At 71.8% G+C, this 13,023-nt stretch carries 13 protein-coding genes; 10 read left to right on the forward strand and 3 right to left on the reverse strand.

What is annotated here, in order from left to right:
• The first annotated feature begins 52 nt into the window (after positions 1-52).
• Complete coding sequence (cofG, locus tag HPS36_RS12025; RefSeq protein ID WP_173230325.1) at positions 53-1,216, forward strand: 7,8-didemethyl-8-hydroxy-5-deazariboflavin synthase subunit CofG; 1,164 nt, start codon at positions 53-55, stop codon at positions 1,214-1,216.
• 94 nt (positions 1,217-1,310) lie between these two features.
• Complete coding sequence (locus HPS36_RS12030; protein WP_137715967.1) at positions 1,311-2,168, forward strand: mechanosensitive ion channel family protein; 858 nt, start codon at positions 1,311-1,313, stop codon at positions 2,166-2,168.
• A gap of 1 nt (position 2,169) precedes the next feature.
• On the opposite strand, the gene HPS36_RS12035 is transcribed toward HPS36_RS12030, so the two are convergent.
• Entirely contained in the window at positions 2,170-3,621 is a 1,452-nt protein-coding gene (locus HPS36_RS12035) for an MATE family efflux transporter (RefSeq protein ID WP_173230326.1), read from the reverse strand.
• Between the two features lie 115 nt (positions 3,622-3,736).
• Here HPS36_RS12035 and thiE point away from each other — a divergent pair, with 115 nt between their 5' ends.
• Positions 3,737-4,369, forward strand: coding sequence for a thiamine phosphate synthase (gene thiE / locus HPS36_RS12040; protein ID WP_173230327.1), 633 nt, complete (start codon positions 3,737-3,739; stop codon positions 4,367-4,369).
• A gap of 39 nt (positions 4,370-4,408) precedes the next feature.
• Here the strand turns inward: thiE and HPS36_RS12045 are convergent, their stop codons facing one another.
• The gene (locus HPS36_RS12045) at positions 4,409-5,260 is read right to left on the reverse strand and encodes an SDR family oxidoreductase (RefSeq protein WP_173230328.1); all 852 of its coding nucleotides are present in this window, start codon (positions 5,258-5,260) and stop codon (positions 4,409-4,411) included.
• Positions 5,261-5,612: 352 nt separating this feature from the next.
• Positions 5,613-6,362 carry an SDR family oxidoreductase gene (locus tag HPS36_RS12050; protein ID WP_173230329.1) on the reverse strand — a complete coding sequence of 250 codons (750 nt, stop codon included), beginning with the start codon at positions 6,360-6,362 and terminating at the stop codon, positions 5,613-5,615.
• Between the two features lie 113 nt (positions 6,363-6,475).
• On the opposite strand from HPS36_RS12050, the gene HPS36_RS12055 reads away from it, so the two are divergent.
• The 7 genes from HPS36_RS12055 to moaA all read left to right on the forward strand — a co-directional run bounded on the left by HPS36_RS12055 (position 6,476) and on the right by moaA (position 12,983).
• Positions 6,476-7,978 (forward strand): phytoene desaturase family protein, encoded by a 1,503-nt coding sequence (locus HPS36_RS12055; protein ID WP_173230330.1) that lies wholly within the window; start codon positions 6,476-6,478, stop codon positions 7,976-7,978.
• Positions 7,975-8,916, forward strand: a complete 942-nt coding sequence (locus HPS36_RS12060; protein WP_173230331.1) for a prenyltransferase — start codon at positions 7,975-7,977, stop codon at positions 8,914-8,916. The genes HPS36_RS12055 and HPS36_RS12060 overlap by 4 nt, the downstream gene beginning before the upstream one ends.
• The gene (gene cruF / locus HPS36_RS12065) at positions 8,913-9,803 is read left to right on the forward strand and encodes a bisanhydrobacterioruberin hydratase (RefSeq protein ID WP_173230332.1); all 891 of its coding nucleotides are present in this window, start codon (positions 8,913-8,915) and stop codon (positions 9,801-9,803) included. The genes HPS36_RS12060 and cruF overlap by 4 nt, the downstream gene beginning before the upstream one ends.
• Before the next feature lie 140 nt (positions 9,804-9,943).
• A complete protein-coding gene (locus tag HPS36_RS12070) occupies positions 9,944-10,501 on the forward strand; it encodes a diadenylate cyclase (RefSeq protein ID WP_137715975.1) in 558 nt (185 codons plus the stop codon).
• Between the two features lie 87 nt (positions 10,502-10,588).
• Positions 10,589-11,014: a universal stress protein gene (locus HPS36_RS12075; RefSeq protein ID WP_121563996.1), complete on the forward strand. Its 426-nt coding sequence runs from the start codon at positions 10,589-10,591 to the stop codon at positions 11,012-11,014.
• An 81-nt stretch (positions 11,015-11,095) separates the two neighbouring features.
• Positions 11,096-11,863: an MBL fold metallo-hydrolase gene (locus tag HPS36_RS12080; protein ID WP_173230333.1), complete on the forward strand. Its 768-nt coding sequence runs from the start codon at positions 11,096-11,098 to the stop codon at positions 11,861-11,863.
• Between the two features lie 115 nt (positions 11,864-11,978).
• Entirely contained in the window at positions 11,979-12,983 is a 1,005-nt protein-coding gene (gene moaA / locus HPS36_RS12085; protein ID WP_173230334.1) for a GTP 3',8-cyclase MoaA, read from the forward strand.
• The last annotated feature ends 40 nt before the right edge of the window (positions 12,984-13,023 follow it).

The following is a 13,023-nucleotide window of genomic DNA, read 5'->3' on the forward strand; positions in this document are numbered from 1 at the left end:
CGGGGGTTCCGCAACCGCGATTCTTTTTAAACGCCGACCGCGAGTGACGGCCGTGTTCGCTGGGGCCGACGAGTACGGGGTCGACGTGGCGGTCGCCGACCGGGCGGTCGAGCGGCTGCTCTCGGTCGGCCCGGACGACGTCGAGGCCGCCGACCGGTTGACGTTCGCGCGCAACGTCTTCATCCCGCTCACGACGGCGTGCCGGTACACCTGTACGTACTGTACCTACTACGACGTGCCCGGCGAGGCGTCGCTGCTGTCGCCCGCGGAGGTGCGCGAGCAGTGCCGCGTCGGCGCCGACGCGGGCTGTACGGAGGCGCTGTTCACGTTCGGCGACGACCCGGATGACCGGTACACCGAGATCCACGAGACGCTCGCCGAGTGGGGGTTCGACTCGATCCACGAGTACCTCTACCGGGCCTGCGAGATCGCCTTGGAGGAGGGGCTGCTCCCCCACTCGAACCCCGGCGACCTGACCGAGGCGCAGTTCGCGGACCTCCGCGAGGTGAACGCGTCGATGGGCGTCATGCTGGAGACGACCGCGGACGTCGACGCGCACGCCGGGGGGCGCCGGAAGACGCCCGGCCAGCGGCTCAACACGATCCGCGCCGCCGGCCGGCAGGGCGTCCCGTTCACCACCGGCATCCTGGTCGGCATCGGCGAGGACTGGCGCGACCGCGCCGAGAGCCTGCTCGCGATCCGGGCCCTCCACGAGCGGTTCGGCCACGTCCAGGAGGTGATCGTCCAGAACGTCGTGCCCAACGAGCGCTCCGACTTCTCGAAGCCCGACCGCGACGTGATGCGCCGCGTCGTGGCGATGGCGCGCGCGGCGTTGCCCTCCGAGGTCTCAGTTCAGGTCCCGCCGAACCTCTCGCCGGCGGCGGAGCTCGTCGACTGCGGGATCGACGACCTCGGGGGCGTCTCGCCGGTGACGGACGACTACATCAACCCGGCGTACGAGTGGCCCGACCTCCGCGGGCTCGAGGCCGTGGCGGACGCCGGCGGCGTACCGCTCCGCGAGCGGCTCCCGACGTACGCCCGGTACCTCCCCGACGACCTCCGGCCGCCGGGCGTCGACTCCGCGCCGGACCCGCCCGGTCGCGAGGCGTGGATCCCCCCGGCTGTTCGCGGGCGGATGGCCGACGACGACGTCCACGGCCGTCGGCTGCGCGCGGTCGCTCGCGGCGACGGGCCGCTCGCGGTGCGGAGCGACTGACGGGCCGCCGCGCCGGGCGATCGCCCCCTCCCGCCGGAGATAAACAACCGCGCTGCCAGTAGCTTCTTTATATAGTCTTGCGAACGGGGTGACGATGCTCCCCTTACAGCTCGACGCGATCGCGAACGCGGTCGACGTGGCGGCGATCGCCGTGACGGTGGCCAGGTTCGTCGCCGGCTTCGTCGCCGTGTTGTTGCTCGGAAAGCTCGTCCTCATCCCGGGGCTGCGACGGGTCGTCAGGGCGCGCGGGTTCGACGAGGCGGTGTTGAGCCTCGGCACGAACGTCCTCAACGCCGTCGTCTGGGTGGCCGCGATCGCGATCGGCTTCGCCGTCGCCGGCTACGGGAGCTTCCTCTCGGCGTTCGCGGTGTTCGGCGGCGCCATCGCGCTCGCGGTCGGCTTCGCCGCGCAGGAGCTCCTCGGGAACTTCGTCGCCGGCGTGTTCATCCTCAAGGACAAGCCGTTCGAGGTCGGCGACTGGATCGAGTGGGACGGCAACTCGGGCCGCGTCGAGGAGATCGACCTCCGGGTCTCGCGGGTCCGGACGTTCGATAACGAACTGGTGACGGTGCCGAACGGCGACCTCGCGAACAGCGCGGTCACCAACCCCGTCGCCTACGACACGCTCAGACAGAAGTTCGTCTTCGGGATCGGCTACGACGACGACATCGACGAGGCGACCGACATCATCGTCGAGGAGGCCGAGGCCCACGAGGAGATCCTCGACGACCCCGGCGTCTCGGTCCGGCTCGTCGAGCTCGGCGACTCCGCCGTCGGGCTCCAGTCGCGCTGGTGGATCGCCGACCCCGACCGCGGCGACTTCGTCCGCGTGCGCTCCGAGTACGTCACCGCGGTGAAGGAGGCGTTCGACGACGCCGGCATCGACATGCCGTACGTCCACCGCCAGCTAACCGGCAGCGTCGAAGTGATCGAAGAGGTCGCCGACGAGTAACTCACCCGACCTCCTCTTCCGCTTCGCCCGCGTCGGGCCGGTACTGCCGGCTGACCGCCTGCCAGCGGTTCGAGCGGAACCGGTAGCCGTTCAGTCCGGCCGGCACCAGCTTCTCCGCCACCAGCGCCGCGTAGAGCCCGCCGACGCCGAGCGGCGTGACGAGGCCGACCAGCGCGACCGGGAGCGCGAACGCGTACAGGCCGACCATCGACGCGAGGAAGGGCCAGCGCGTGTCGCCCGCGCCGCGCAGCGACCCCGTTATCGAGCCGTCCACGCCGAGCGGCACCGCGCTCACCGCGGCGGCGACGACGAACGCGGCGGTGGCGCTCACCGCGGCCGGGTCGTCGACGAACACGCCGGCGATCGGCGTCGCGGCGGCGATCACCGCGGCCGACGCGAGGACGTAGACGACCGCCGACAGGGAGATCACGTCGCGGCCGTACGCCGTGGCGAGCGCCTCCTCGCCGGCGCCGAGCCGCTGGCCGACGAGCGTGCTTGCGGCGATGGAGAATCCCCAACTGAAGCTGCCGAGCAGCGCCCTGACGCGGCGGCCGACCTCCAGGGCGGCGACGGTCGCCTGGCCGAACGACGACGCGACCCACAGGAGCGGGAAGACGACGACCCCCTCGGCGACGCGGCGCGCGATCAGTGGCGCGGAGACCCGGAGCAGCTGGCGCGTCAGCCCGGCGTCGAACCACGGGCCCGAGCGCCCGACCGGGACGGGGGAGGCGCCGCGGCCGAGGTACGACCGCCCGGTCATCCCCCACGCGAGGACGAGCCCGACGGCGGCGATGGAGACCGCGGTGCCGAGCCCCGCGCCGAACACGCCCAGCCCGGCCCCGAGGACGAGCCAGACCGTGAGGACGACGTTCAGTATCGCACCGCCGGCGCGCGCGACCATGGGAGTGCGGGTGTCGCCGACGCCGGCGTACGTCCGGCTGGCGATCATGTTGAAGAACTCGAAGGCGAGCGCGGGCGCCGTGACCGCGAGGTAGGTCGTCCCGGCCGACAGCGCGGCGCCGTCGCCGCCGACGAGCGCGATCAGCCGCTCCGCGCCGAGGACGTACCCCGCGACGATGGGCGCGACCAGCAGCGCGGCCACGATCAGCGACTGCTTGACCACGAGGCCGGCGCGCCCGCGCTCCTCGCCGCCGTAGTTCTGCGAGACGAGCGAGACGGTGCCGCCCGCGAGCCCGATGGAGACGAACTTCGCCAGCTGCCAGTACGCGAACGCGAACCCCATGCCCGCGACCGCGGACACCCCGACCGCGTACCCGATCACCGCGAGGTCCACGGTGTTTTTCGACATGATCGCGAACCCCGTCACGATCCGGGGCCACGCCAACCCCATCGTCTCGTCCAGCCGCGAGCGGTCGATGACGCCGGCCCGGTCGAGCGCGCCCGCGACCGCCTCGGCGACGCGCGCGGCGCCGTTCCGGAGCCGGGATAGCATTGGACTCCCGTACGGGTCGCGCCGGCTTGTGTCTGTCCGTCACGGCCCGCGACCGGGCCGGGCGGCCGCGGTCGGAGCGCAACCGTTTTGACGCGACCACCGGACTGTACCACACGTGAATATCAACGAGTGGCGGACGTACCTCGTCACGGCGGCGAGCCGCTCCGCGGGGCGCGCGACGCCCGAGGTGGTCGCGGCCGCGCTCGACGGCGGCGTCGACGTCGTCCAGCTCCGTGACAAGGCGACGAGCGCGCGGGAGCGCTACGAGACGGGGCTTCGGCTCCGCGAACTGACCGCGGAGGCCGGGGTGCCGCTGATCGTCAACGACCGGATCGACCTCGCCGCCGCCGTCGACGCCGACGGCGTCCACCTCGGGCAGGCGGACCTCCCGGTCGCGGTCGCCCGCGAGCGGCTGGGCGAGGACGCCGTCGTCGGCGTCTCGGCCTCGACGGTCGAGCAGGCCGAGGCGGCCGAGGCCGCGGGCGCTGACTACCTCGGCGCGGGGGCCGTCTACGGCACCGACTCGAAGGACGTCTCCGGCGACCGGGACGGGATCGGGGCCGAGCGGATCGCCGCGGTCGCCGACGCGGTCGACGTCCCCGTCTTCGGGATCGGCGGGATCGACGCCGGCAACGCGGCGCCCGTGGTCGAGGCTGGCGCGACCGGCGTCGCGGCGCTGTCGGCGATCACCGCCGCCGAGGACCCGGCGGCGGCGACCGCGGCGCTGCGCGAGGCGGTGACGCGGTGACTCGGCCCAACCGGCGGGAGACCGACCGCACCGGCGCGGTCACCAGTCGCGCTCGAACTCGGGGTCGAACAGCCGCGCCGACATCGGCGCCGGGTCGCCCTCGGTGAGGTTGTACTCGGAGAAGTCGGTGACGCCCGCCTCGCGGAGCAGTTCCTCGTCGTAGAAGCTCTGCCCCGTACACTCGGCCGGGTCGCGGGCGAGGATCTCGAGGACCGCGTCGGAGACGACCTCGGGGGCGCGCCAGTCGTCCTCGGTCCCGAGCCCGAAGTAGCGCGTCGCGCGGGTGTCGATGGTCGTCACCGGCCAGAAGGTGTTACAGCCCACGTCGTCGCTCCCGAGCTCCTCGGCGAGCGAGAGCGTGACGAACGACATCCCGAGCTTCGACCACGCGTACGGCGCCTTGCCCGGCGAGCGGTCGGTCGTGACCGGCGGCGCGTTCGTCAGGAGCCACGCCTCGTCGAGCCCCGCGAGATGGTCGGCGAACGCGTGCGCGACGAGGTGGGTCCCGCGGACGTTCACGTCGGTCAGGAGGTCGAAGCGGTCGGCCGGCAGGTCGGCGACGTTCGCCAGCTGGATCGCGCTGGCGTTGTTGATCACGATGTCGACCTCGCCGAAGCGGTCGATCGCCGCCTCAACGACCTCGTCGACGCGCTCCTCGTCGCGGAGGTTCAGTTCGAGCGCGAGCGCCTCCGGCCCGCGCTCGCGCACCTCGCGGGCCGTCTGCTCGATCGACCCCTCCAGCTCGGAGTCGTCGTCGTCGGTCGTCTTGCCCGTCGAGACGACGTTACAGCCTTGGTCGGCGAGCGCGAGCGCGATCTGCTTGCCGATGCCGCGAGTCGTCCCGGTGATGAACGCTGTCGATCCCGAGAGGTCAGGGTCCGCGAGTGGCATACCGGCCGTTCGACCGGCGGGAGGATAATTCTCGGTGGTCGGCGCGTGCCTCCGAGCGCCTTGTAGGCGCGAGGAGCACGCGCGAGGGAGTCGCGAACGAAGTGAGCGACGAGGCTGGGGAGGTGCGAGGTGCGGTGCCGTGCGGGGCGGGACTCGAAGGGGCAGTCGCGAGCCGCACTGAGGCGACGTAAGCACCACAGCGAGTGAGCGGAGTGAACGAGCGAGGGGCGCAGCGAGCGTCAGCGCGGCTCGCGGCTGGGGCTTTGGAGGTGGTTGTCACTGCCCCGTTATCGATTATTCACCAGCGAGCGGCTGGGCCCTTCGCGACCGCCAATCCGGACACAATCCACGCTTATCGCGTCGCGGACTTCCACTCCCGCAGCCCCAGCCGTCCGCCGTTCAGGTCCTCGGCGGGCGCCTCGGTGGCGGCCCAGACGAACAGCGGCGCGACGCTCTCGGGGTCGCGGGCGCGCTCCTTGCCCGTGAGGTCGGTGGCGACGAGGCCGGGGTCGACGACGCCGACGGTCGCGTCGAGGTCGGCGGCGAAGCCGCGCGCGACCGCCTCGGCGGCCGCCTTCGACACCGCGTACGCGCCCATCCCGGGCTTCGACTCGGCCGCGACCGCGCCCGACGGGACGACGACGCGCGCGCCGTCGGCCAGGTGGGGGACCGCCTCCGATATCGTCGCGAACACGCCGCGCGCGTTCGTCCGCATCGTGTCGTCGTAGTCGGCGTAGGTGACCTCGGTCGTCGGCCGCTCGCCCGGCGCGCCGTGGAACACACCGGCGTTCGCGAACACCACGTCGATCGGGCCGGCCTCGCGGGCGGTCCGCTCGAAGAAGCGTTCGAGGTCGAACTCGTCGCGCACGTCGACGCGGTCGCCCCACGCGACGCCGCGCTCGGCGTCGGCGTCGCTCTCGTCGTCGGCGTCGGTCTCCTCGTCCGCGTCGTCGCCCTCGCCGTTCAGCGCCGCGACGGTCTGATCGACGGCCTCGCCGTCGCGCCCGGAGACGGCGACGAACGCCCCCTCGTCGACGAACGCCTCGGCGACGGCTCGTCCGATCCCGCTCGTTGCCCCGGTGATCGCGACCGTCAGATCCATGTGAACACGGCTACGCGCGTCGGCGACTTAGTGGTATCCACTCGGGGCGCGACCGGCCGCCGACCCCGACGCGTCTGACCGGATTTATACCCCCGCCGCTCCTACGATCGCGTATGGACGTGGTCCCGGACATCGACGGCGTCGCCGGCGAGTCCGTCGTCGTGATCGGCGGCGGATTCGGCGGCCTCTCGACGGCCTGCTACCTCGCGGACGCCGGCGCGGACGTCACGCTGCTGGAGAAGAACGAGCAGCTCGGCGGCCGGGCCAGCCGGCTCGAAGTCGACGGCTTCCGGTTCGACATGGGGCCGTCGTGGTACCTGATGCCGGACGTCTTCGAGCGGTTCTTCGGCCACTTCGGCCGGTCGCCCGACGAGTTCTACGAGCTGGAGCGGCTCGACCCGCACTACCGCGTGTTCTGGAAGGACGGAGACAAGGTCGACGTGCTGCCGGACCGCGAGAAGAACAAGGAGATATTCGAGTCGTACGAGCCGGGCGCCGGCGAGGCGTTCGACGAGTACCTGGCCGAGTCCGAGCGGACCTACGAGATCGGGATGGAGCACTTCGTGTACGAGGACCGCCCGCGGCTGCGCGACTACGTGGACACCGACGTGTTGCGCTACTCGTGGGGGCTCTCGCTTTTGGGCAAGATGCAGGGCCACGTCGAGGACTACTTCGACCACCCGAAGCTCCAGCAGCTTATGCAGTACACGCTCGTGTTCCTCGGCGGCTCGCCCACGAACACGCCGGCGCTGTACAACCTGATGAGCCACGTCGACTACAACATGGGCGTCTACTACCCCGACGGCGGGATCGGCGCCGTCGTCGACGGCATCGTCGAGCTCGCCGACGACCTCGGCGTCGAGTTCGTCACCGACGCCGAGGTGACGGGGATCGAGGGGCGGTACGGCGCGTTCGCGGTCGACACCGAGGGCGGCGAGCGCTACCTCGCCGACCGCGTCGTCTCCGACGCCGACTACGCGCACACCGAACAGGAGCTGCTGCCGGAGCACAAGCGCCAGTACACCGAGGAGTACTGGGAGTCGCGGACGTACGCCCCCTCCGCGTTCCTGCTGTACCTCGGCGTCGAGGGCGACGTGCCGGACCTCGAACACCACACGCTCGTCCTCCCGACCGACTGGGACGAGCACTTCGCGCAGATCTTCGACGACCCCGAGTGGCCCGACGACCCCGCCTACTACCTCTGTGTCCCCTCCAAGACGGACGACACCGTCGCGCCCGAGGGGCACAGCAACCTCTTCGCGCTCGTGCCGATCGCGCCCGGGCTGGCCGACACCCCGGAGATCCGCAACCGCTACCGCGACCTCGTCATCGACGACATCGCGGAGAACACCGGCACCGACCTGCGCGGACGGGTCGTCGTCGAGGAGACGTTCTCCGTCGACGACTTCGCGGACCGGTACAACAGCTACGCGGGCAGCGCGCTCGGCCTGGCGCACACCCTCACGCAGACCTCGCTGCTGCGCCCGCCGCACGTCTCGGACGCGGTCGACGGGCTCTACTTCACGGGGTCGACGACGACGCCCGGCATCGGCGTCCCGATGTGCCTCATCAGCGGGGGGCTGACCGCGGAAGCGATGGCCGACGACGACGTGTGATCCCCGCCGTGAGCGACCAGAACCGATCCGCCGGAGAGGGCCAGCCCCGGTCCGTCGAGGACGAGCAGTCCCGGGCCGCCGGGGGCGGCGGCGAGGGGCTCCGCTACCTGCTGGTGCTGTCTCGGCCGCGCTTCTGGCTGTACCTCGCCGGCCCCGTCGCGGTCGGCGTCACCTACGGTATCGACGCCGTGAGCGGGCTGTTCACCCCCGTCACCGTCGCGCTCGCCCTCTACTTCCTCGTCCCCGCGAACGTGTTCCTCTACGGCGTCAACGACGTGTTCGACGCCGACATCGACGAGTTGAACCCGAAGAAGGAGGGCCGCGAGGCGCGCTGGCAGGGGAGCCGGCCCGTGGTCGCTGCGGTCGTCGCGTCGGGCGCGCTGGGGCTCGCGACGCTCGCGATTACGCCGCGGGTCGCGTGGCCGTACCTGCTCGGCTTCCTCGTCCTGGCCGTCGGGTACAGCGCGCCGCCCGTCCGCTTCAAGACGACGCCGTTCCTCGACTCGCTGTCGAACGGCCTGTACGCGCTCCCGGGCGCGGCGGCGTACGCGACGGTCGCGGGGGCGCACCCGCCGCTCGCGGCGCTCGCCGGCGCGTGGCTCTGGACGATGGGGATGCACACGTTCTCCGCCATCCCCGACATCGAACCGGACCGCGCGGCGGGGATCGACACGACCGCGACGCTGCTCGGCGAGGGGCGCACGTACGCCTACTGCTTCGCGGCGTGGGCCGCCGCGGCGGCCGGATTCTGGGCGGTCGACGCCCGGCTCGGCGCCTTGCTCGGCGTGTACCCCGTCTTCGTCGCGTGGGTCGCGCGCTCGTCGGTCTCCGTCGACCGCGCCTACTGGTGGTTCCCGGCGCTGAACACCGTCGTCGGCACGCTGCTGTCGATGGGCGGCCTCTGGCGGGTGTACCCGCTCTGGGAGGCGCTGCCGTGACCGACGGCTCGCCCGGCGGAACCTCGACCGCCGCCGGACTCGACGCGCTCCGCGAGCGCGCGCCGGACACGCGCCGCGAGGCCGAGGCGCTGCTCGACCGCCTGGTCCGCGAGAACCGGTTCACCATCGCGGTCGTCTTCCCGCTCGTGGGAGCGATAGCGCTCGTCGGGAGCGCCGAGGGGTGGGTGCCGGAGCCGTACGCCTTCCACCCGTGGTTCGTGCTGTTCGGCGTGATCGTGATGCGCTCGCCCCTGGTTGTCGGCGTGCTGCCGACGATCGACCGCCGCGCGCTCGGCTGGATCGGCGTCCTGACAGCGTACACGTACCTCATCGAGTCGGTCGGCGTCGCGACCGGGTGGCCGTACGGCGAGTTCGCGTACACGGTCGACCTCGGTCCGATGCTCGCCGGCGTCCCGGTCGCGCTCCCCGTCTTCTTCATCCCGCTCGTGACCAACGCCTACCTGCTCTGCCTGCTCCTGCTCGGCCCGCGCGCCGACAGCGTGTGGGTCCGGCTGGCGACCGTGATCCCCGTCGTCGTCGCGATGGACGTGGTCTTGGACCCCGGCGCGGTGTCGCTCGGCTTCTGGGACTTCGGCGGCGGCGCGTTCTACGGCGTCCCGCTCTCGAACTACGCCGGCTGGGTGCTGTCGGCGATCGTCGCCGTCGTCACGCTCGACCGCGCCTTCGCGGCGGTCGGAATCCGCGAGCGGCTCCGCGACTGCGAGTTCATGCTCGACGACATGGTGAGCTTCGTGATCCTCTGGGGCGGAATCAACCTCTGGTTCGGGAACCTCCTGCCGGCGGCGGTCGCGGCCGCGTTCGGCGTCGGCCTCCTCCGCGCCGACCGGTTCGACACGCGGCTGTTCACCCAGTGGCGCGGGTCGTGACCGGTCGGCGTCGCGGCAGGTCCGGGTCGCGAGCCGCCACGGACCGACTCTGTTGCGCTTAAATACCGGTGTCCCGTCCGTTCGAGCGTGATCGACGGCGGCAACAGCGGCGGACGACGGAACCGAGGGGCTCGAACGCGATGAACGACCTCGCCATCGACTACGGCGACCACGGGCGGGTGTGCGAGGTCGTCGACCGACTCACCTACTGCGCCGAGCACGTCGGCGTCGCCTTCGACGGGTGGGACGAGCCCCACGTGAAGGGACCGGGGCTCTACTTCGCCGTCATCGGCGACAGCGACTACGGGGCGTACGCGGACCCGATGGGCGACAACCGCTGGCCGCGGGACACCTGTCCGTCCGTCTTCGAAGAGGACGCGCTCGCGTCCGCCGCCGAGTCGGTGAGCGTCGCGCAGGACGGCGGCGTGGTGGTCGCGGTCGACGGCGAGATCGAGGGGCAGATGGTCCGGTTCCGCGACCTCGGCACCCGCGACGAGGAGGCCGACCTCGTCGACGACGTGAGCTACGAGCCGTGGATGGGGTCGCGCCACATGAGCGCCATCGAGACCTCCGTGCGCCCGGAGGTCGTCGCGACCGTGACGCTGAGCGAGGAGACCGGCCGCGTCAGCGTGTTCCGCGACGGCAAGGCGAACAGCATGCGACGCGAGGAGATCGGCGGCCGCTGGCGCGGCGAGTAGCGCGTCGCGGCCCCTCGACCGCGGGGCGATCCCGGACGCCGACACCGAGGCCCCACCGTTAAGCCCCGGCCGGGCGAACGGCGACGCATGTACGACGACATTCTCGTGCCGACCGACGGGAGCGACGCCGTCGACCGCGCGCTCGACCACGCGATCCGACTCGCCACCGACCACGGCGCGACGCTCCACGCGCTGTACGTCGTCGACCAGCGGATCGCGGCCGCCAACTCCGGCGACCTCCACGACGACGTGGTCGAGGACCTCGAGTCGCAGGGCGAGGCCGCGGTCGACGCGGTCGCCGAGGCGGCCGCGGAGGCCGGCCTGGACGCCGAGACCCACGTCGCGTACGGGACGCCGGACACGGAGATCGTCGACTACGCCGACGAGGCAGGGATCGACGTGATCGTGATGAGTCCGGAGGGGAAGTCTCCCCGCGAGCGGATCCAGTCCCTCGGCAGCGTCTCCGACCGCGTGGCCGACGACGCGTCGGTGCCCGTGTTCCTGATCAAGTGACCCCTCGGCCGACCGCGACCGACCGCGGCCGCTCGGCGCCCGTCCGAGCCAGTTAGGTGGGTGGCGCCGCGACCGGTCGGCATGGAACTCACCGTGCTCGGGTCCGGCAGCGCGATGCCGGTCCCCGACCGCGCCCAGGCCGGATACCTCCTCGACGACGGCGACCGCTCGCTGCTCGTCGACTGCGGCAGCGGCGTCCTCGGGCGCCTCGCCGGCACCGACACCGGCTACGAGGGCGCCTCGACGGTCCTCCTCACGCATCACCACCTCGACCACGTCGCGGACCTCCTCCCGCTCGTGAAGGCGCGCTGGCTCGCCGGCGAGGAGCACCTCGAGGTCGTCGGTCCCGCGGGCACGAAGTCGCTCGTCGACGACCTGCTCGACGTCCACGACTACCTCGACGGCCGGATCGACCTCGCCGTCCGCGAGGTGTCCGCCGCGCGGTCGTTCACCGCCGGCGGGTTCGACGTGACCGCCCGCGAGACGCGCCACTCGATGGACGGGTTCGCCTACCGCTTCTCGCCGCCGAGTTCGGACGCCGCGCCCGGCGACGGCCCCCTCGCGCTCTCGGGCGACACCGAGGCGTTCGCGGGGATGGCGCGGTTCGCGGACGGCGCCGACTGCCTCGTCCACGACTGCTCGTTCCCGGACGACGTGGACGTGTCGAACCACCCGACGCCGACGAGCCTCGGCGAGTCGCTCGCGGGCGCGGCGGTCGGGACGCTCCTCCTCTCGCACCTCTATCCGCACACCGGCGGCCGCGAGCGCGAGATGGTAGAGAGCGTCCGCGACGCGGGCTTCGACGGCGAGGTGCGGGTCGCGGCGGACGGCCTGCGCGTGTCGCTTTGAGGCCTGAATCGTAACCGGCGGTCGGCGGCGTCGCGGGCGCGACGTAACCGCTGAGTGTTACGCACCCGCACGTTCGACCCGGATATTTAAGCGCGCGTAGTGGCTCCCGTCTCTCATGGCCGGCCCACTCGCGGACGACTTCGGACGGGAGGTGACGGGGGTGCGTATCTCGCTCACCGACCGGTGTAACTTCGACTGCGTCTACTGTCACAACGAGGGGTTAGGCGACACGCGCGGGCCGATGGAGCCGAGCGAGTCGGAGATGAGCGCCGACGACGTGGTCCGCTTCCTGGAGGTCGTCGAGGGGTACGGCGTCGACGCCGTGAAGTTCACCGGCGGCGAGCCGATGCTCCGCCAAGACCTCGAGGAGATCATCGAGCGCACGCCCGACTCGATGGAGGTCTCGATGACGACGAACGGCACCTTCCTCCCCGGGCGCGCGGCGGACCTGAAGGCCGCCGGGCTCGACCGCGTCAACGTCTCGCAGGACGCGCTCGACCCCGACGACTTCGCGGAAGTGACCAAGTCGGGCGCCTACGAGAAGGTCTTGGAGGGGGTCAAGGCCGCCGTCGACGCCGGGCTCGACCCCGTGAAGCTCAACATGGTCGTGTTCACGCACACCGCGGGCTACGTCGAGGAGATGGTCGAGCACGTCGCCGACAACGAGGGGCTCCAGCTCCAGCTCATCCAGTACATGCCGGAGCTGACCGGCAAGCCCGAGTGGAACGTCGACATCGGGCGTGTCCACGACTGGCTCGCGGAGAAGGCGGACCGCGTCGAGCACCGCGAGATGCACGACCGGAAGCGCTACTTCGTCGGCGAGGCGAGCGACGACGAGACGGGCGGGATGGTCGAGATCGTCGACCCCGTCGAGAACGAGGACTTCTGTGCCAACTGCGGGCGCGTCCGCGTCACCCACGAGGGGTACCTGAAGGGGTGTCTCAACCGCAACGACGACCTCCGCTCGATGGGCGAGATGACCCGCGAGGAGATCGCGGAGACCTTCGAGGCGGTCGTGGCGAACCGCGTGCCCTACTACGGCGAGTACCTCGTGGAGGGCGACGACGGCGAGTACGAACTCAACGAGAAGTACCTCGGGGCGCCGAGCGCGGCGGACTGAGACGAGGGCCCGCGCTCCGGCCGGCGGCCCGTCACGCGTT

It is taken from the genome of Halorubrum salinarum (assembly GCF_013267195.1).
GTDB classification, from domain to species: domain Archaea; phylum Halobacteriota; class Halobacteria; order Halobacteriales; family Haloferacaceae; genus Halorubrum; species Halorubrum salinarum.

Excerpts from the sequence above, each read along its gene's own strand:
- HPS36_RS12050 (WP_173230329.1), bottom strand. The coding sequence starts at position 6,362 with ATGGATCTGACGGTCGCGATCACCGGGGCAACGAGCGGGATCGGACGA.
- HPS36_RS12070 (WP_137715975.1), top strand. The coding sequence starts at position 9,944 with ATGAACGACCTCGCCATCGACTACGGCGACCACGGGCGGGTGTGCGAG.
- HPS36_RS12035 (WP_173230326.1), bottom strand. The coding sequence starts at position 3,621 with ATGCTATCCCGGCTCCGGAACGGCGCCGCGCGCGTCGCCGAGGCGGTC.
- HPS36_RS12030 (WP_137715967.1), top strand. The coding sequence starts at position 1,311 with ATGCTCCCCTTACAGCTCGACGCGATCGCGAACGCGGTCGACGTGGCG.
- HPS36_RS12055 (WP_173230330.1), top strand. The coding sequence starts at position 6,476 with ATGGACGTGGTCCCGGACATCGACGGCGTCGCCGGCGAGTCCGTCGTC.
- moaA (WP_173230334.1), top strand. The coding sequence starts at position 11,979 with ATGGCCGGCCCACTCGCGGACGACTTCGGACGGGAGGTGACGGGGGTG.
- HPS36_RS12045 (WP_173230328.1), bottom strand. The coding sequence starts at position 5,260 with ATGCCACTCGCGGACCCTGACCTCTCGGGATCGACAGCGTTCATCACC.
- HPS36_RS12075 (WP_121563996.1), top strand. The coding sequence starts at position 10,589 with ATGTACGACGACATTCTCGTGCCGACCGACGGGAGCGACGCCGTCGAC.
- HPS36_RS12080 (WP_173230333.1), top strand. The coding sequence starts at position 11,096 with ATGGAACTCACCGTGCTCGGGTCCGGCAGCGCGATGCCGGTCCCCGAC.